Raw genomic sequence first — 18,926 nt, forward strand, 5'->3', positions numbered from 1 at the left:
GACGGGGCGCACGTCGCCGGTCGACCGCATCGCCCAGGACAATGGGCCGGTGGAGATCGCGCTGCTGCTCGTCGTGCTCGCCGTGAGCGTGCTGGTCGTGACCGCGGTGGCGGAGCGGGTCGACCTTCCGGCGCCGTTGGTGCTGATCGTGGCGGGCGCGGCGGCGTCGTACGTGCCGGGGGCGCCGGAGATCCACCTCGAGGCCGAGGTGGTGCTGCTCGGGCTGCTGCCGCCGCTGCTGTACGCCACCGCCATCAGGGCCTCCCTGGTCGACTTCAACGCCAACCGGCGCTCGATCCTGCTGCTCTCGGTCGGCCTGGTCGTCTTCACCGCGGCGGGGATCGCGGTGCTGGTACACGCGCTGATCCCCGGCCTCGGGTGGGGTGCGGCGTTCGCGATCGGGGCGGTGGTGGCGCCGCCCGACGCCGTCGCCGCCACCGCGGTCGGACGCCGGATCGGGCTGCCCCGGCGGATCACCACGGTCCTCGAGGGCGAGTCGCTGCTCAACGACGCCACGGCCCTGGTCACCCTCCGCACCGCGATCGCCGCGGGTGGGCTGGCCGCCGACCACCACGGTGAGGTGACCGCCTGGAGCGTCGCCGTCGACTTCGTGGTCGCCGCGGGCGGCGGTGTCGCGATCGGCCTGGCGTTCTACGTCGTGGTCGGCAAGGTGCGCCGGCACCTCGAGGACCCGCTGATGGACACCGCGATCTCGCTGGTCGTCCCGTTCGCGGCGTACGTCGCCGCCGAGGAGGTCCACGCCTCCGGTGTGATCGCCGTCGTCGTCGCCGGCCTGCTGCTCGGGCACCGGGCGCCGGTGCTGCAGAGCGCGCAGAGCCGGATCGCCGAGCGGACCAACTGGGGCACCATCGCCTTCGTCCTGGAGAACGCCGTGTTCCTGCTGATCGGGCTGCAGGCGGCGATGCTGTTCGACGACGTCGGCCAGAGCTCGCTGTCGGGCGCCCGGATCGCGCTGGTGTGCGTGCTGTCCCTGGTCGGCGTCATCGCGCTCCGGCTGCTGTGGGTCTTCCCGGCGCGCTACCTGCTGGTCCGCCCGACCGCCGGGCCCGAGGCCGGCCAGATCCCGCCGCCGACGTACACGTTCCTGCTCGGCTGGGCCGGCATGCGCGGCGTCGTCACGCTCGCGGCGGCGTTCATCATCCCCGAGGAGACCGAGCACCGTGAGGTGCTGCTGCTCATCGCCTTCACCTGCGTGGCCGGCACCCTGATCATCCAGGGGCTCTCGCTGCCGGTCCTCGCCAGCCGCCTCGAGGTGCCGTCGCCGGACCCGATGGACGACGCCCTGGCCCGCGCGACCCTGCTGCAGCAGGCCTCCAAGGCCGGGTTCCACTTCCTCAAGGAGACCGAGGTCGACGACGTGCACGGCGTCGTCACGCTGATCAAGCAGCGCATCGAGCAGCGCAACTTCGCCGCCTGGGAGCGGCTCGGGACGACCGCCGACGAGGAGACCCCGAGCGAGGTCTACTCCCGCATCCGGCTCGCCATGATCGAGGTGGAGCGCGAGCGGGTCCTCGAGATCCGGTCGCAGGGCACCACGCCGTCGGTGGTGGTCGCCGAGGTGCTGGCGATGCTCGACGTCGAGGAGTCGATGCTCGAGCGGGCCGCCTCCGACCGCGCCGAGCTCCGCACGTCGTCGCTGCGCCGCCCGGGGGAGGAGTGCGAGCACCTCGAGGCGCACCCGGTCGCCGAGACCGTCACCGAGGGCAGCTGCCCGGAGTGCGTCGCCGCCGGGCACCGCTGGGTCGCGCTGCGCCAGTGCCTCGAGTGCGGGCACGTCGGCTGCTGCGACTCCTCGCCCGACCGCCACGCCACCGCCCACTTCCACGAGACCAGCCATGCGGTGATGCAGTCGGCCGAGCCCGACGAGGAGTGGCGCTGGTGCTTCGTCCACCACCTCACGGCGTGAGGCTGCCGGGAGCCGACTGGTCTCGATAGGCTCCCGAGCGTGACCGCGCGTCCCGGTGCCGACAGCACCGACATCACCCCGGTCGACGTCGAGGACGACTTCGAGGACCAGCTGCGCACCCCGCTGCGCACCTTCATCCGCACCGAGGCCGGCAGCGCCGGGCTGCTCGTCGCCGTCGCGCTGGTGGCGCTGCTGTGGGCCAACTCCCCGTGGTCGGACCGCTACGACGACCTGTGGCACCTGGTGCTCACCGTCGACCTCGGCGGCCGCGGCATCTCGATGGACCTGCACCACTGGATCAACGACGGCCTGATGGTCGTGTTCTTCTTCGTCGTCGGCCTGGAGGTACGCCGCGAGCTCGCCATGGGCGAGCTGACCGAGCGCAACCGGCTCACGGTGCCCGTGGTGGCCGGCATCGGCGGCATGCTCGTCCCGGTCGCGATCTTCCTGGCGCTGAACCCGAGCGGCGAGGCCGCCCACGGCTGGGGCGCGGTGATCGGCACCGACACGGCCGTGCTGCTCGGGATGCTCGCGCTGGTGGGACCCGCGGTCTCCACCCAGCTGCGGATCTTCCTGCTCACGCTGAGCGTCATCGACGACATCGTCGCCGTCTCGGTGATCGGCCTCGTCTACTCCGACGACGTCTCGCTGGTCCCCCTCTCGATCGCCGCCGCCTGCCTGGTCGGCCTCGTGGTGCTCGACCGGCGCCACGAGTGGCGCGCGTGGCCCTACGTCACGCTGACCGTCGTGTGCTGGGGCGCGACGGTGGCGTCCGGCGTGCACGCCTCGATCGCCGGCATGCTCGCGGGCCTGCTGGTGCCGGCGTACGACCCGGTGCGGGTCAAGGTCGAGAACGCCGCCGCACAGATGCGCATCTTCCGGCAGTCACCGCTGCCCGACGTGCAGCGCAACGCCCGGCGCAGCCTCAACCGCGCGATCTCGGTCAACGAGCGGCTGCAGGAGGTGCTGCACGCGCCGACCAGCTACGTCGTGGTGCCGGTGTTCGCGCTGGCCAACGCCGGCGTCGACCTGCGCGACGGCGTCCTCGGCGACGCGCTCACCTCACCGCTCACGTGGGGCATCGCGCTGGGGCTCGTCGCCGGCAAGATGCTCGGGATCGGCCTGGGCGCCGTGGCAGCGGTGCGCGCCGGCTGGGGCGCGCTCCCGCAGGGCGTCGGCGGCGGCCACGTGTTCGCCGGCGCGGCGCTGTCGGGCATCGGGTTCACCGTCTCGCTGCTGATCGTGGGGCTCGCCTTCGACGACGAGCGGCTCGCCGCCCAGGCCACCGTGGGGGTGCTGATCTCCGCGGTGCTGGCCAGCCTGGTCGGGTGGGCCGTCTTCACCGCTGCCGCGCGGTTCCTGGGTCAGCGCGACGCCGCGCTGCCGGTGCACCTCGCCGAGCCCGTCGACCCCGCCGTCGACCACGTCCGCGGCCGGGCCGACGCGCCGATGCTGCTCGTGGAGTACCTCGACTACGAGTGCTCGTTCTGCCTGCGCGCGACCGGTGCCGCCCGCGACGTGCGCGACCACTTCGGCGACCGGCTGCGCTACGTCGTGAGGCACCTGCCGCTCGACGTGCACCCGCACTCCGAGCTCGCGGCCGTCGCGGTCGAGGCGGCCGACCGTCAGGGCCGGTTCTGGGAGATGCACGAGCGGCTCTTCGCCCACCAGGACCGGCTCGAGCGCGACGATCTCGTCGAGCACGCGGTCGCCGTCGGCTGCGACCCGGAGCAGTTCGTCGAAGACCTCGACGACGAGGCGCTCCACGACCGGATCCGCCGCGACATCGCGAGCGCCGAGGCCAGCGGGGTCCGGGGCACGCCCACGTTCTTCGTCGGCGAGACCCGGCACCAGGGCCCGTTCGACTCGCTCACCCTGATCGCTGCTCTCGAACGCACCCTCCGGTAGACGCTCAGCCGCGCAGCGCGTCCTCGACCGTGCGGGCCGGGTGGCCGGTGAGCCGTCGTACGTCGTCGGAGACGTGGGCGCACGAGCCGTCGGCGATCGCGGTGTAGGTGCTGACCCAGGCGTCGAGCTGCCAGTCGGGCGCGTCGGGGTAGGCGGCGCGGCGTGAGGCGTAGGCCTCCTCGACCGTCTCGGGCCGGTAGCGCAGCTCGCGGCCCAGCACCACCCCGGCGCGCGCGGCCACCTCGTCGAGGGTCAGCGCCTCCGGGCCCGTCAGCGTGTACGTCGCCCCCGCGTGGGCGGCGGGGTCGCGCAGCACCGTCACCACCACGTCGGCCACGTCGGCCCGGGCGACCGCCGCCACCGTGCCGCTGCCGGCCGGCCCGCGCAGCACGCCCTCGGCGTCGGCGAACAGCGGGAGGACGTCGAGGTAGAAGTTGTCGCGCAGCACCGTGGTCGTCATGCCGCTCTCGTGCAGGGCGGTCTCGGTGTCGAAGTGGTCGCGGCCCAGGGTGAACGTCGCGTCGGCGGCCGCGCCGGAGAACGAGGTGTAGACGACGTGCCGCACCCCGGCGCGGCGGGCGGCGTCGACGAAGGTGCGGTGCTCGCGCCGACGGTGCTCGGACTCGGAGGCCGAGACCATGAACAGCACCTCGACGCCCTCCAGCGCTGCGGTCGCCGCGGCGGCGTCGTCGTACGCCGCCACGTGGACGTCGAGCCCGAGCTGCGGCGCCCGCGCCGGGTCGCGCACGACCAGTCGGGGTCGCAGGTCGGCGAGCGCGGGGGCGACGAGGCCGCCGAGCGCCCCGGTGGAACCGGTGATGGCGAGCATGCGACCGACGATAGGCCGACGGGCCGGGACACCGTCGTGGTGTCCCGGCCCGCCGGGGTGGGGGAGCGGTCCCGCGTCAGCGCACGACGCGTACCGTGACGGCCCGGGCGGCGCCGGGGCGGACGTCGTCGGTGCCGGTGAACCGGGCGGTGACCCGCACCGGACCGGGACGCCGGACGACGGGCAGCGCCACCCGGGCGACGCCGTCGCGCACCCGCGCGGTGACGGTGCGCCCGGCCACGCCGATCGTGACGCGTCCGGTGACGGTGACCGGGCTGCCGGGCAGGCTCACGCGGACCACGGCGGTGAACCGCCCGCCGGGCTTGCGCTGCTTCGGCGTGACCTTCAGCGCCACCCGCGGCGTCGCGCGGGCCACCACGACGCTCACCGAGGCGGAGGCCGGTGAGAGCCCGGTCGCGCCGGCGTACGTCGCCGTCACACGGTGGCGTCCGGCGCCCAGGTCGCGCGGGAGCGACGTGGTGAACGCCCCGGACGCCGCCTGCACCCGCTGGTGGGGCCGGCCGTCGACCGCGATCGTCACCGGTCCGGTGACGGGGCCCGACGCGGAGCGGATCGTGCCGCGCACCGTCGACGCCGTGCCGTGGGGGCGGGCGGTCGCGACCAGCTCGACGGTGACGGTGTCGACCGGCACCTCGCCGCCCGCGGTGGAGAACGTGTGCTCCCACGACGTGGTGGCGCCCTCGGCGATCGGGGCGTCACCCGACGCGCGGGCGGTGACGGTTACGGTGCCCGTGCCGGGGTAGGTGCCCGCGGCGACGACCTGGGCGCCGACGACGTACTCGACGCCCTCGGAGACCGGCACGGTCCAGGTGTCGGCGGCGGTGCCCGCCCGGTCGTCAAAGGTGACGGCGGCCGGGGTCACCGGCTCGGGAGCGGTGACGGGGTCCCCGGCGAGCACGGTCACGCGGTCGAGGGCGATCGTGCCGCGGTCGAGCCGCAGGCTGAACGTCGGCTTCCAGGACTCGAGCGTGCTGCGGTCGAGGGCGAACGCCGAGAGCGCGACGTTGTAGCGGCGCCACACGCCGTCCTCCTCGATCCACGAGCTCACCTCCTCGTGGTCGACGACGAAGGCGACGCGGTCGCCCGGGTCGACGCTGAGCGCTCCGCCGGCGCGGCCCACGGTCCGGCCGCCGGCGTCGGTGCTGACGTCGTAGCCGGTCTCGCGGCGGCTGTGGTTGTACCAGTTCAGCCACAGGTTGCGGTTGTCGGCGGAGGCGCCCACGAACAGGCTGTCCTCGCCGGCACCGGTGCCCGCGAACGAGCGCGGCTCCACGACGACCGCCCAGCGCTCGCCGCCGTCCACGGGCGGGGAGAGGTGCCCCCACGAGCGGGTGGTGGCGCTGGCCTCGAGCACGCCCTCCGCCGTGTCGACGGCGAGGGCGGGCAGCGGCTCGGCGCCGGCGCGGGTGGCGTACTCGCCCAGCCGGTCGGTCGCGAAGTCGTCGTCCCAGACCACCTCGCCGAACGTGTCGGGGTCGAACGGCGCCGACCCGGGCAGGGCGACGCCCTCGGCCGGGACCTCCGGCCCCGGCACGGCGACGCCGGCCTCGGTGACCCACTTGGTGCCGTCGTCGTACTTGGTGACGGTGAAGGAGTCGAGGGTCTCGCCGGGCGCCTTGGGTGCGGCGCCGCCGGCCTCGACGTAGGTCACGACCGACTCGTAGCGCAGCGTGTCGCCGTCGACCCGGATCTTCTGGAACGTCGAGGTGTCCTGCGCGCGCACCACGGGCGTGGCCCGGTTGCGGGTCCAGACGTTGTCGTCCACGGGCGCGGCCCGGTACTGCTTCTGGCCGGCGTTGGCGACGACGTAGACCGGCCCGGTGGAGACACCCGGGCGGTCGGTGCCGTGCCGGTCCATCGAGCCGCGGCCGTAGGAGTGGTCGTGGCCCTGCAGCACCAGGTCGACGTCGCGGCGCTCGAGCACCGGACCGACGTAGCGACGCCAGGTGTCCTCGTCGCGGAACGCACCGCTGTCGGAGATGCCGGTGGAGAACACCGGCTGGTGGGCCAGCACGACGCTCCACTTGTGGGGGTTGTCCGCCAGCACCCGGTCGAGCCAGGTGGCCTGCATCGACATCCACACGTGCCGGGCGGTGTCGCAGCTCGACGTCGGCAGTCCGGGCACGGTGGTCATCGGGCAGATGTCGTCGCGGTTGGCGTTGAGGACGACGAACCGCACGCCCTGGTGGTCGCTGTAGGAGACGGTGTCGCGCAGCACCGAGGCGAGGTGCTCGCCGTAGGTGTCGGCCCACGGCCCGGCGTCGGCCGCGACCGGGCCGTTGGCGTCGAGCTCGAAGGTGTCCTTGTAGTGCTCCATGAACGGCTCGGGGCCGACCTCGTGGTTGCCCGGCGTGGCCAGCGAGGTCGTGGTGCGGCCGTGGCTGCCCACGCCGGCGAACCAGTCGTCCCACTCCTTCTCCACGGTCGAGGTGTTGACCAGGTCGCCGGCGTAGAGGCGCAGGCTGGCCTCGGGCGTCGACCGCCACGCGTCGGCCACGGTGCGCGGCCAGACCGTGTCGATGCCCTCCTGGGCGTCGCCGAAGTAGAGGAACGTCAACGGGTCGTCGCCGTCCTCGGCGGTGGTGAACGTCGCCCAGTCGCTCCACGCCGTGCCGGCGCCGACGCGGTAGTCGTACGCCGTGTCGGCGGTCAGGTCCTCGAGTCGCGCCGAGTGGCTGCGCGAGGGGTAGCCGGCGACCTGGCGCTCGGGCTTCTCCTCGGCGTCGACGGTGCGGACGGCGGCGCCGGGCACGCCGGCGGGCCGGACCTCGACCTTCCCGTCCAGCGGCAGCGCGCTGCTGCTGCGCCAGGTCACCCACTGCGAGGTCGCGGGGTCCTGGGTGCTGGTCAGCGAGATCCGGTCGGGGACGCCGCTCGGGGCGTTCGGGTCGACGTAGGGCTGCTGGGAGGTGGCGACGTCGAAGACGTGCATGACGCCGCTGTAGCGCGCCTCGGGCAGGCGCACCGCGCTGACCGTCTTGGCCGGGTCGAGCGGGGCCGGCCGGGTGGCGAAGACGCGGAAGTCGCCGCCACCGGTGGTGCCGTTGGCGTTGTTGCGGCCGGTCACGGTGAGCAGGACGCTGTTGCCGCCGCCCGGGTTGGCGTTGCCCCAGTCGGCGAGCGTCACCGGGACCTGCTGGGTGCTGCCGTCGGTGTACTCCACGACCGCGGTGCCGCTCGAGGGACCGTTGGTGGCCAGGCCGAGGAACGAGATCGACGCGGCGCTCTCGTCGGGGAGGTCGACCCGCTGGCCGTGCGGGATCCAGTTGTCCGGCTCACCCGGAGCGGTGTCCGGCCAGGTGAAGGAGATGCCGGTCTCACCGAAGGGGATCCGCTGACCCGGCGCCGCGCCCAGGGCGGCGAGCGTCTCGCGGGAGAAGGACCAGTCGCTGAGGTCCATGGAACCCATCCGCGCGCGGCCGTTCGGCGAGGTGCCGACGTTGTTGCGGGCGTCGCTGCCCGCGCCGTACGACGGCGGGACGTCGTCCGCGCCGGTGCCCCACGTGCCGGGGGTCGCCGCCATGGTGAGGTCGAGCGTGCCGCCGTCGCGGCCGAAGTCCTCGCCGACCCAGCTCTTGGTGGTCGAGACGCCGTCCACCTGCAGAGCGGTGGTGTAGCGGGCACCCGTCGAGACGCCCGGGGCGTTGATCGTGTAGACCCGGTCCGAGCCGAGGCTGCGCAGTGTCACCTGGTCGAACATCGGAGCGGTGACGAGCAGGTCCGCGGTGCCGGGGATCATCGGCGCGATGCCGATGTTGGCGAAGACGTACCACGCGCTCAGCGCGCCCTCGTCGTCGTTGCCGGGCAGGCCCGAGGGCGTGGTGTCGTAGAGCTCGCTGACGGCACGGTGCAGCACGTCGGTGGTCTTGTGCGGCGCCTGGAGCCAGTGGTAGACCCACGGGGTCGCCAGTGCGGCCTCGTTGGAGAGGTAGTTGCCGGTCTTGTCGTAGGCCCCGGCGTCGAGCTCGGCCATCAGCACGTCGAGCGCGCGCAAGGAGGCCGCCCGGCCGCCACGCCGCTCGACGAGCTCGCCGATGTTGTGGGGCACCATCCAGCCGTACTGGTAGCCGGTCGACTGGTTGAACTGCTCGCCGTAGGTCCCGGTGCCGCGGTTGCCCAGGTTCTGGGTGCGGTCGAAGCCGGTGCGCTCGCGCGGCCGGATGTGCTGGGTCTGGGGGTCGAAGACGTTCTGCCAGTTCTGCGCGCGGACCATGAAGGCGTCGTGCGCCTCGGTGTCACCGAGCCGCTGGGCCAGGCGCGCGATGGCGAAGTCGTCGACGGCGTACTCCAAGGTGCGCGAGGTCGCGTGGTTGCCCTTGCGGTTCTCGATGAACCCGGCGGCGGCGAACTGGAAGGCCTCCGTGCGCGTGGAGCTCGTGGCGGGCAGGAACTGGGTGGCCAGCATCGAGTCGAGCGCGGCCCGCCGGTCGTAGTCGGTGGCGCCGAACGCGTCGAGCGTCGAGAGGATGACCTGGTAGTTGTCGCCGGACATGCGCGCAGCGCCGGGCGACCACTTTCCGGTCTGCTGGGTCAGCGCGACGATCGAGCGGTTGACGTCCACTGCGACGTCGGGGAACAGCATCGCGATCAGCTGCGCCTGGCTGCGGTACATGTCCCAGCCCTGCCCGGCGAAGTTGATCCGGCGGAAGAAGTCGCGACCCTCCTCGACCTGGTGCACCTGGCCGTCGTAGCCCCGGTAGCGACCGTCGGCGTCCTGGCCGATCGTCGGCTGCAGCAGCGCGTGGTAGAGCGCGGTGTAGAGCTTGGTTCGCTCCTCGTCGGTGCCGCCGGCGACGTCGACGGTGCCGAGCGCCTCCTGCCACGTGGCCTTGGCGGCCGCGCGGACGTCGTCGAAGGACGAGCCGGCGGTCTCGGCCTCGGCATTGGCGGCCGCGGCGTCCACGCTGGTGTAGCTGAAGCCGGTCTTCGCGGTGACGACGGCGTCGTCGGCGAAGGTCACCCAGCCGCCCGTCCTGTGACGCTGGTCCGTATCGGTGCCGCCGGCGACCGACGCCTCGGTCGCCCCGGCGGTCATCGTGTCGCCGGTCCACGTGCCGAACGACGCGAACGCCTGGTCGTACGTGGTGGAGAAGTAGGCGCGGTAGAAGTTGCCGTTGTCGCACACGTCGGTGCCGTACATCGAGCCGCTGACCGTGCGGGTCTCCGGGTCGATGTCGAGGTCGACCTCGAAGGTGCGGTTGTTGGCGCCCGAGGCGTCGAGGACCAGCGTGGAGCCGTCGGCACCGGAGAAGTCGAAGCGGCTGACGGCGGTGCGCCGGGCGGCGGTGAGCTCGGTGCTCGTGCCGTCAGCGGTGGTCACGGCGTAGTAGCCGGGCTCCGAGACCTCGTCGTCGTGGCTGAAGTCGAGGAAGTAGGACCGGTGCTGCCCGTTCACCGCGGGGTTGCGGGGCAGGGTGCCATCTGCAGCCAGCTCACCGGCGAACGGGATCGTCGGGAACTCGTAGCCGCCGAAGCGGGTGTGGCAGCCGGTGCCGGAGTAGCGCGTCATGCCGAAGCCGCGGATCTGGCCGGCGGTGTACTCGTAGCCACCCTTCTCGCGTACGAGGTCGTTGGTCTCGCCGACCTTGTACGTCGTGGGGCTCGGCTGCACCATCCCGAACGGGAGCGTCGCGCCGGGGTACGTGTTGCCGTAGGCGTCGTTGCTCTTGTTCTCGGTGGTGTCGAGCTGGGTGCCGATGTGCTGGTCGACCGCGTCGAACGGGGCAAGGGTCGAGTCGGCCTGGGCGGCGACGGCGGTGGCAGTGGGGGCGGGGGAGCCGGTGGTGCGGCTGGGGGGAGCGGGCATGGCCGACGCGGCACCGGTGGGTGCCAGCGCCGTGACCAGCCCGAGACCGACGGACGCTGCGAGCACCGCGGTGCTCCGTCGCCGGCCGACTCCGGAGGTCACTCCGGACGGGGGCATGGGGGTCCTTCCTGCACGGGTGGAGAGGGTGGATGCGCGACGACGGCGCGTGACCCGAGCACGCGCCGCGGTTGCACCGTCCCAGCGCCGGGTTGCTCCCCGGGGTGGGAGCCGTGGCTCCGCGGTGAACGACGTCCTGCGTCGAGGTGACCGGGGGGCCGGGTGGGGTGAGGATGGCGTCATGAGCGCCGCGAGAGCGGTCGAGGGCGTGGCCCCCGACGGCAAGCCGACCGTCCACCCCGAGACCCTCGAGCAGTGGCACGACTGGCTCGCCCAGCACCACGACCGCGGGTCGGGGGTGTGGGTGGTGTGGTGGCGGTCGGGCACCGGCCGGCCGGCGATCCCCTACGAGGAGCTGGTCGTGGAGGCGCTGGCCTGGGGCTGGATCGACAGCACCGCCGGCACCGTCGACGCCGAGCGGTCGCGGATGTGGCTGGCGCCCCGCCGTCCGGGCAGCGGCTGGTCGCGGCCCAACAAGCGTCGCGTCGAGCGCCTGCACGCCGAGGGCCGGATGCGGCCCGCCGGTCAGGCGGTCCTCGACGCTGCGCACGCCGACGGGTCGTGGACGCTGCTCGACGACGTCGAGGACCTCGTCGTCCCGCCCGACCTCGACGCCGCGCTGGCGGCCCGCGACGGCGCCCGCGAGCACTGGGACTCCTGGCCGCCCTCGCTGCGCAAGCAGGCGCTGACCAAGCTGGTCACCAGCAAGCGGGAGGCCACCCGGGCGCGGTGGGTCGCGACGTACGCCGACGCGGCGGGCCGCGGCGAGCGGCCCGCCTGACCGGCCGCCGTACGGTGACGGGATGAGGATCACCAAGTTCGGCCACGCGTGCGTCCGGGTCGAGCACGCCGGCGTCCGCATCGTCCTCGACCCGGGCTCGTTCACCGAGCGCGCCGCGGTCGAGGGCGCCGACGTCGTCCTGATCACCCACGAGCACCCCGACCACTACGACGCCGACCACCTGCGCGCCACCACCGCCGAGATCCACACCATCGGCGCCGTCGCGTCGGTGATCCGCGAGCAGGCCCCCGACCTGGTCGACCGCCTGCACGTGGTCGCCCCCGGCGACCCGCTCGACGTCGGGGTGCCGGTCGAGGTCGTCGGCGAGAAGCACGCCGTCATCCACCGCGACTACCCGCGCATCGACAACTCCGGCTACCTCCTCGACCTCGGCGGCGAGCTCGTCTACCACCCCGGCGACGCGCTCACCCCGCCCGGACGGCCGATCGACCTGCTGCTGACCCCGATCTCGGCGCCCTGGCTCACGATCGGCGCGGCCGTCGACTTCGTCCGCGAGGTCGCCGCCCCCCGCAACCTCGCGATCCACGACCGGGTCTACAGCGAGGTCGCCCTCGGGATGGCCGAGTCCCACATGGTCAACCTCGCCCTCGCCGACGGCATGCGCTTCACCCGCCTCCCCGACGGCGCCGACCTCGACTGAGGCCCACGTGGCGCGCCTGCTAGGCAGGTGAGTCGCGGTCAGCGTTCAGTCGCCCAGGGCGTCGCGGACGGGGACGAACTTGGCGTGGGCCTCGGCCAGCTCGGAGGCCGGGTCGGAGTCGGCGACGATGCCGCAGCCGGCGAAGAGCCGCACCGTCGAGCCCGAGACCTCGGCCGAGCGCAGGCCGATGCCCCACTCGCCGTCGCCGGTGGCGTCCATCCAGCCGACCGGGCCGGCGTACCGCCCGCGGGGCATGCCCTCGATCTCCGCGATCAGCCCGAGCGCGACGTCGGTCGGGTGCCCGCCGACCGCCGCGGAGGGGTGCAGGGCGGCGGCGAGGGCGAGCGAGGTCACCGTGGCCGCGCCGTCCGACGACCCGGTCACCACGCCGGTGACGTCGGTCGCCAGGTGCATCACGTTGGGGAGGTGGAGCACGAACGGCGCCTCGGGCACGTTCATCGACGAGCAGTGCGGGTCGAGGGCCACCCCCACCGAGCGCACGGCGTACTCGTGCTCCTCGAGGTCCTTCGACGACCGCGCCAGGGTGGCGGCGAGCATCAGGTCGCGCGCGTCGTCGCCGGTACGCCGGATGGTGCCGGCGAGCACCCGCGAGGTGACCAGACCGCGCTCGCGGCGCACCAGCAGCTCGGGGGTGGCGCCGAAGAAACCGTCGACGTGGAAGGTCCAGCAGGTCGGGTAGGACTCGGCCAGGCGCTGGAGCGGCCAGCGGACGTCGATCGCGTCGTCGGCGGTGGCGATCAGGTCGCGGGCGAGCACGACCTTCTCGAGGTCGCTGCCCTGGATCCGGCGCACCGCCTCGGCGACGACCGACATCCACTCCTCGGCGTTGAGGTGCCCGTCGGCGAACCGGACCCCGGCGGGCGGGGCCGGGGGCTCGGTGGCCTCCGGCTCGGGGGTGGCGCCGCCCAGCCCGCTCGCCGAGATCGTGGTGACCCAGGCGAGGTCGCCGCGGCGGCCGACCACCACCGCGGGCACCGCGAGCAACGACTCGCCCGGACCCCCGGTCGCCGGCTCGTCGGAGAAGGCGAGCGAGCCGAAGCAGACCAGCCCGCTGCCGGGCTCCCCGACGTCGTCGCGCACGACGGCCCGCGCCGTGGTCGCGGCCCACCAGGCGTCGGCATCGGCGAACCGCGTCGGGCCCGAGGTCCGGACCTCCGCCGCCCGGCCCCAGCCGACCAGACCCTGCCCGCGGCGCAGCCAGGCCAGGACGTCGGCACCGGTGTCGGGCGCCGGCAGCAGGTCGACGAGCGCCGCCAGCCGGTCGGCGTCGAGCGGGACCGTGCGGGCGACGAGCGGACCGGCGGGGAGGCCAGCCGGGGCACCTTCGGTCACGTCGCGAGCGTACCCACCGCCGCCGGTGCCGCGGTGGACGGCTGCGATCATCGAGCCATGCGTGAGAACCCGCGGAACACCCTCGTCAGCGCCGTCCTGGGCGCCGTCCTGCTGGGCGGTGTCGTCGGCTTCGCGGTGCTGCTGCCCGAGGCCGTCGGCGAGGGGGAGCCGGCCCACGGGGCCACCGACCCCGAGCCGGACGAGCAGACCGCGATCGTGATGCCCGACGAGCTGGCGTCCGGCCTGGTCGCCATCGACCTGGGCACCCTCCCGCCCGAGCTGCAGCAGCAGTTCGGCGACCCCGAGCAGCTCCGCGAGCAGGAGGCGTCGATCGCCGAGGGCCTCGAGGAGCTGTACGACGTCGCCGCCGCGTTTCGCCTCTACGCCTCCGCCGAGGGCCCGTCGGTGGCCCAGGTGACCGTGCTCGACCGGGCCCCGGGCCTGTTCATCGAGGCCCTGCCCGTCGACCCCGAGATCATCGGCGTCGCGCGGCCGTCGTCCGAGCTGGTCCGGGTCGGCGACGCGGTCTGCTCGATCAGCTGGGGCGAGGACGTGCCGGCCGGCCAGCCGGTCGACGAGTCGGCCCCGCCGCAGGGGGTGCGCTGCCAGCTCGGCGCCGGCGAGCGCACCTTCGAGGTCAGCGCCAACGGCCTCACGGTCGACCAGACGACCGCGCTGCTCGACGAGCTCGCCCGGGCCTGAGCCCGGGCGGCTCAGGTCGGCTCAGGACCAGTAGACGACGACCTTGTCGCCGATCTGCACCTGGTCGAACAGGCCCGCGATCGCGTCGTAGTCGCGCACGTTGACGCACCCGTGGGAGGCGCCGTTGTAGCCCGTGGCCGCGAAGTCGGGGGAGTAGTGCACCGCCTGGCCGCCGGAGAAGAACATCGCGAACGGCATCGGGGTGTGGTAGAGCGACGACACGTGGTCGCGGTTCATGTCGAACACCGAGAACGTGCCCTCGCGGGTCGGCAGCTCGTCGGAACCGAAGCGGACGTCGACCGTGAGCTGCACCTGGCCGTCGACGACCCAGCGCAGCGTGCGGGTGCTCTTGTCGATGCAGAGCACCCGGCCGGTGGTGCAGCCCGGGTCGAGGGCGCCGGGGACGTTGCCGCCCAGCTGGTTGGACAGCTCGGCCGCGCTCGGCTCGCTGGTCATCGCGACCAGCCGGTCCATCGTGCGCTGGTCGACCTCGCCGGTCACCGGGATCTCGCGCTTGGCCTGGAAGCCCTCGACCGCCGCGCGGGTGACGTCGCCGTAGGTGCCGGTGACGTCCTGGTTGAACCAGTCGATCTGGCGCAGCCGCGCCTGCAGACGGCGGACGTCGTCGCCCTCGGCGCCGGGAGCGAGCAGCGCCGGACCGGGCACGAGCTCGGGCTCGGGCTCCGGGGCCGGCTCGGGCTCGGGTGCCGGCTCCGGCTCCGGCTCCGGCTCAGGCTCAGGCGCCGGGCTCGGTGCGTCGCTGGTCGGGTCGTCGGTGGGCTCGGCCGTGGGATCCGGGGTCGGGTCGCTGCTCGGGGCGGTCGCGGAGGTCTCGCGGCTCGACGGAGCAGGGTCCTGGACGGCGGTGGACCCGGAGTCCGACGGGTCGCTGGACGCGTCGCGCGACCACCCGACGCCGAAGGCAGCGAGGGCGACGAGCGCGCCCATGACGAGGGCGATGAGGAGGCGGCGGGCGAAGGTCATGGCGTCTTCCTGTGATCAGAGTGGCTGGTGAGCCTGAAGTGATTGTGCGGGACGGTTCACCAGGGAGACGCCAGGCGGGGCCGTTTGGTTGCGACGCGCCCGCCGTCCGTACGCTCGGCCCGTGGCCCGCGCCGACCTCGACAAGCAACCGACCGACGTACGGCGCATGTTCGACGCCGTCGCCAAGCGCTACGACGTCACCAACGACGTCCTCTCGCTCGGCCAGGACCGGCGCTGGCGCCGCGAGGTGATCGACGCCGTCGACCCGCAGTACGGCGAACGCGTGCTCGACCTCGCCGCCGGCACCGGCACCTCGAGCGAGCCGTTCGACGAGCGGGGCGCCCGCGTCGTCCCGTGCGACTTCAGCCTCGGCATGCTCCGGGTGGGCAAGAAGGCCCGCCCGCACCTGCCGTTCACCGCCGGCGACGGCACCCGGCTGCCGTTCGCCGACGGCACCTTCGACGCCGTGACGATCTCCTTCGGCCTGCGCAACATCGTCGACCCCCTCGCCGGCCTGCGCGAGCTGCGCCGGGTCACCCGACCCGGCGGCCGGCTCGTCGTCTGCGAGTTCAGCCACCCCACGTGGGCGCCGTTCCGCACGGTCTACGTCGAGTACCTGATGCGCGCGCTGCCCACCGTCGCCCGCGCCGTCTCGTCCTCCCCCGACGCCTACGTCTACCTCGCCGAGTCGATCCGCGCCTGGCCCGACCAGGCCGGCCTCGCCGCCCTCGTCGCCGAGGCCGGCTGGCGCGACCCCGAGTGGCGCAACCTCTCCGGCGGCATCGTCACCCTCCACCGGGCAAGCGCGTAGCCGACCGCGAGGAACGAGCGCGCGGCGTCACGCGCGCAGGTTGAGCGAGCGCGCGGGTGAGGAACGAACCCGCGACCGCGCTTCGAAACCCGGTGAGGGACATGCCGACGGTGCGCGGAACGGCAGGACACGACGACGCCGACCCGTCGCACATGTACGACGGGTCAGCGCGATATCCACGGTGACCCGTCGCCACGATGCGACGGGTCAGCGCGAAATCCACGGTGACCCGTCGCCACGATGCGACGGGTCAGCGCGAAATCCACGGTGACCCGTCGCCACGATGCGACGGGTCACCGAGGTGGGTGGGTCAGTACTGGTTCTGGCCGCGGGCGACGAGGCGCTGGCCGAGCTGGGCGGCGGAGGAGGGGTCGAGGGCGTGGGTCTGCGACTCGATGATCTGGAGCAGGGCGGGGTTGTGCCGCAGCACCTCCGAGGACTGCATCAGCACCGTGCCGGCGCCGGTGAAGTCGTACTGCCGCTCCTCGCCGGACTCGCGACCGAACGTCGCGCCGAGCCCGGCCATGAACGACTGCGCCATCCAGTTGTGGTCGTAGTGCACCGAGGGGGAGGGGCAGTCGGCCCAGCCGAGCAGCGCCTCGGGGTCGGCGCGGAAGGGCGGCTCGACGAAGATCACCGGGCCCGAGGACGACGCCAGGAACTTCCCCGTGCCGATCAGGGTGAGGAAGCCCGGCACGATCGACTGCTTGAGCTCCAGGCTGGTCTCGAACGCCAGCAGGTTGGTGCTCTTGATGGTGAGGTTGCCGGCCTCGAGGTCGTAGGAGTTGATGTCGTAGCCCCGGTCGCCGATGACGAGCTTGCCGTGGCCCGCCGCGACCACCCAGTCCTGGGTGTAGAGCGGCGAGGAGAAGCGCGCCGCGACCCAGGAGGCGCGCGAGGCGAACGCCGCCACGCCGGAGAAGTCGATGTTGCCGTAGTAGGCGATCATCGCGCCCTTGGAGGTGAACCACTCGCCCTTGAGGTCGATGCAGAACGAGTAGGCGTTGACGTTGTCGTTGGACGGCAGGGTGTTGGCGTCGTAGACGGTCGAGCCGGTGGTCATCTGGATCATCAGAACTTCTCCTCCGAGGCCTGGACGTAGACGCGACCGTGTCCGGTCAGGTGCAGCTGGGTCGCCTCGCCCGACCCGCGGCCGACGACGTCGCGGATGCCGGCGCTGACCTTGAGGTCGACCTGGAGCGCGCCGACGTGGCCGACGTAGGCCTGCGGGTCGACGCCGACGAAGTCGCCGTTGACCGGGATCTCGAACGCGCCGCCGTGCGAGAGGACCGCCACGGTGCCGTTGCCGCTCACCTTGGTGGTGAACAGGCCCTGGCCGGACACGGCGCCGCGCACGGCCTGGCGGATGCCGCCCTGCCCGATCATCTCGATGGACGTCGACAGGTTGGCGTGGTGCGCCAGCAGCCGGTCGGCCTCCACCGTGAGCGTCTCGTTGTTGAGCTGGATCACCGTGACGTAGAGGCCCCGGTGGCCGTAGTAGGCCTCACCCTGGCCCTCGGCGACCATCATGGCCACCGACTCGCCGGCCATCGCCCGGCCGACCATGCCGCCGATGCCGCCGCTGCCGCTGACCGGCCGGAAGGCGACGCCGCCGCTGTAGCCCAGCATCGCGCCGCGGCGGGCGATGACCTCGCCGCCCGGGGCGATCCGGGTCTTGATGACCTTCTTGTTCACCTGCTCGAACGTCATGTCCTCACCTCTCCGCGGGCTGGATGTAGACGGTGCCCTGGCCCTCGAAGCGCAGGCTGAACGGCTCGCCGCCGCCCTCGCCGACCATGCTGCGCCAGGTCACGCCCGAGACGAGGCTCATCTGCAGGTTGCCGGTGCCGGCGACGTAGGCGTCGGGGTCGACGACCAGCGGCATCCCGGGCGCGACGGCCAGCGGGATCATCGGGCCGTCGGACATGATCGCGCACTGGCCGCTGCCGGTGACGGTGGTGGTCGCGAGCCCCTGGCCGCTGGTCATGCCGCGCAGCCCAGCGAACTGGACGTCGAGCCGGAGCCCGTCGGTGACCGCGAGGATGTGCTCGGACTCGACGGTGAGCCTGTCGTTCTCGAGCCCCACGACGGTGACGTCGAAGGCGTCCTGGGCCAGGAACACCCGGCCGTGGCCCTGGCACTCCATCAAGGTGATGCTCTCGCCGGCGACGCGCTGGCGGACGGCGGCCCGGAAGCCGCCCCCGCCGCCCATGCCGGCGTGCTTGAACTGCACCTGGCCCTGGTAGGCCACCATGGACCCCTGGGCGGCGCGGACGCTGTCACCCATCAGGTCGGCGAGCAGCACTTTCTTGTCAGCGGTGAGGGTCGCCACCGGGCCTCCGATGCTCGTGAGGACGCGCGCGCGTCGCGCAGTCAGCCCGCACCTTAGCCACGCGCGGGCCCGGATGGGACGACTTGCTGTGTTCCTCGACACGGCCGCGTCGGACGGGCCGTCATTAACGCAACGGCGCCGTGCGCAAAATGTGCAGGTCAGAGCGGGTTTTCCGGGCTCCCCCCGGGTGTGACGGACGGCGTGCGGAGTGGCAGTATGAGCGCCGCGCGCCTCGTGATTCGTTTCACAAAGTCACAAGTATCGACACCGATCACCGGCCCGGCGCGCAGACGTCGAAGGGATCAGCCGGATGGACTTCTACACACCCGTCCTGGTGCTGGCGGCACTGGCGGCCGTGTTCGCCATCGGCTCGATCGCCACCAGCGCCTTCGCGGTCGGCCCACGCCGCTACAACCGGGCCAAGCTCGACTCCTACGAGTGCGGCATCGAGCCCACGCCGCAGCCGGTGGGCGGCGGCCGGTTCCCGGTGAAGTACTACATCATCGCGATGCTCTTCATCGTCTTCGACATCGAGATCATCTTCCTCTACCCGTGGGCCGTGCACTTCGACGCGATGGCGCTCTTCGGGTTGATCGAGATGGTCATCTTCATCGCCACGGTCTTCGTCGCCTACGCCTACGTGTGGCGTCGCGGCGGCCTCGACTGGGACTGAGCACATGACCGGAAGCAGGAA

At 73.1% G+C, this 18,926-nt stretch carries 14 protein-coding genes; 7 read left to right on the forward strand and 7 right to left on the reverse strand.

Annotated features, from left to right (window positions below; translation table 11 throughout):
• The first annotated feature begins 49 nt into the window (after positions 1 to 49).
• On the forward strand, positions 50 to 1,927 hold the full coding sequence (locus AC4MBH_RS08920) for a cation:proton antiporter domain-containing protein (protein WP_491794492.1): 1,878 nt from the start codon (positions 50 to 52) through the stop codon (positions 1,925 to 1,927).
• A 39-nt stretch (positions 1,928 to 1,966) separates the two neighbouring features.
• Complete coding sequence (gene nhaA, locus AC4MBH_RS08925) at positions 1,967 to 3,835, forward strand: Na+/H+ antiporter NhaA (protein ID WP_491794494.1); 1,869 nt, start codon at positions 1,967 to 1,969, stop codon at positions 3,833 to 3,835.
• A gap of 4 nt (positions 3,836 to 3,839) precedes the next feature.
• Here the strand turns inward: nhaA and AC4MBH_RS08930 are convergent, their stop codons facing one another.
• Together AC4MBH_RS08930 and AC4MBH_RS08935 are read right to left on the reverse strand one after the other, a co-directional pair.
• A complete protein-coding gene (locus AC4MBH_RS08930; protein WP_491794496.1) occupies positions 3,840 to 4,664 on the reverse strand; it encodes an NAD(P)H-binding protein in 825 nt (274 codons plus the stop codon).
• Positions 4,665 to 4,740: 76 nt separating this feature from the next.
• The gene (locus AC4MBH_RS08935; RefSeq protein ID WP_491794498.1) at positions 4,741 to 10,557 is read right to left on the reverse strand and encodes a GH92 family glycosyl hydrolase; all 5,817 of its coding nucleotides are present in this window, start codon (positions 10,555 to 10,557) and stop codon (positions 4,741 to 4,743) included.
• A gap of 232 nt (positions 10,558 to 10,789) precedes the next feature.
• Between AC4MBH_RS08935 and AC4MBH_RS08940 the strand changes: the two genes are divergently transcribed.
• A complete protein-coding gene (locus AC4MBH_RS08940; protein ID WP_491794500.1) occupies positions 10,790 to 11,389 on the forward strand; it encodes a YdeI/OmpD-associated family protein in 600 nt (199 codons plus the stop codon).
• 22 nt (positions 11,390 to 11,411) lie between these two features.
• On the forward strand, positions 11,412 to 12,050 hold the full coding sequence (locus AC4MBH_RS08945) for an MBL fold metallo-hydrolase (RefSeq protein ID WP_491794501.1): 639 nt from the start codon (positions 11,412 to 11,414) through the stop codon (positions 12,048 to 12,050).
• Between the two features lie 45 nt (positions 12,051 to 12,095).
• Here AC4MBH_RS08945 and AC4MBH_RS08950 read toward each other — a convergent pair whose 3' ends face one another.
• Positions 12,096 to 13,403, reverse strand: coding sequence for an isochorismate synthase (locus AC4MBH_RS08950; protein WP_491794503.1), 1,308 nt, complete (start codon positions 13,401 to 13,403; stop codon positions 12,096 to 12,098).
• A gap of 57 nt (positions 13,404 to 13,460) precedes the next feature.
• Between AC4MBH_RS08950 and AC4MBH_RS08955 the strand changes: the two genes are divergently transcribed.
• Positions 13,461 to 14,105 carry a hypothetical protein gene (locus AC4MBH_RS08955; RefSeq protein ID WP_491794504.1) on the forward strand — a complete coding sequence of 215 codons (645 nt, stop codon included), beginning with the start codon at positions 13,461 to 13,463 and terminating at the stop codon, positions 14,103 to 14,105.
• Positions 14,106 to 14,126: 21 nt separating this feature from the next.
• Here AC4MBH_RS08955 and AC4MBH_RS08960 read toward each other — a convergent pair whose 3' ends face one another.
• The gene (locus tag AC4MBH_RS08960) at positions 14,127 to 15,089 is read right to left on the reverse strand and encodes a L,D-transpeptidase family protein (RefSeq protein WP_491794505.1); all 963 of its coding nucleotides are present in this window, start codon (positions 15,087 to 15,089) and stop codon (positions 14,127 to 14,129) included.
• 121 nt (positions 15,090 to 15,210) lie between these two features.
• On the opposite strand from AC4MBH_RS08960, the gene AC4MBH_RS08965 reads away from it, so the two are divergent.
• Positions 15,211 to 15,900 carry a demethylmenaquinone methyltransferase gene (locus AC4MBH_RS08965; protein ID WP_491794506.1) on the forward strand — a complete coding sequence of 230 codons (690 nt, stop codon included), beginning with the start codon at positions 15,211 to 15,213 and terminating at the stop codon, positions 15,898 to 15,900.
• A gap of 310 nt (positions 15,901 to 16,210) precedes the next feature.
• On the opposite strand, the gene AC4MBH_RS08970 is transcribed toward AC4MBH_RS08965, so the two are convergent.
• Genes AC4MBH_RS08970 through AC4MBH_RS08980 form a run of 3 tightly spaced genes read right to left on the reverse strand, consistent with a single transcriptional unit; the run spans position 16,211 to position 18,232 of the window.
• The gene (locus AC4MBH_RS08970; protein WP_491794507.1) at positions 16,211 to 16,972 is read right to left on the reverse strand and encodes an AIM24 family protein; all 762 of its coding nucleotides are present in this window, start codon (positions 16,970 to 16,972) and stop codon (positions 16,211 to 16,213) included.
• Positions 16,972 to 17,610, reverse strand: coding sequence for an AIM24 family protein (locus AC4MBH_RS08975; RefSeq protein WP_491794508.1), 639 nt, complete (start codon positions 17,608 to 17,610; stop codon positions 16,972 to 16,974). The genes AC4MBH_RS08970 and AC4MBH_RS08975 overlap by 1 nt, the downstream gene beginning before the upstream one ends.
• Positions 17,611 to 17,614: 4 nt before the next feature.
• Positions 17,615 to 18,232 carry an AIM24 family protein gene (locus AC4MBH_RS08980; protein WP_491794509.1) on the reverse strand — a complete coding sequence of 206 codons (618 nt, stop codon included), beginning with the start codon at positions 18,230 to 18,232 and terminating at the stop codon, positions 17,615 to 17,617.
• 310 nt (positions 18,233 to 18,542) lie between these two features.
• Here AC4MBH_RS08980 and AC4MBH_RS08985 point away from each other — a divergent pair, with 310 nt between their 5' ends.
• Positions 18,543 to 18,905 carry an NADH-quinone oxidoreductase subunit A gene (locus AC4MBH_RS08985; RefSeq protein ID WP_491794510.1) on the forward strand — a complete coding sequence of 121 codons (363 nt, stop codon included), beginning with the start codon at positions 18,543 to 18,545 and terminating at the stop codon, positions 18,903 to 18,905.
• Positions 18,906 to 18,926: the final 21 nt, after the last annotated feature.

Source organism: Nocardioides sp. WJ219, from assembly GCF_058559815.1.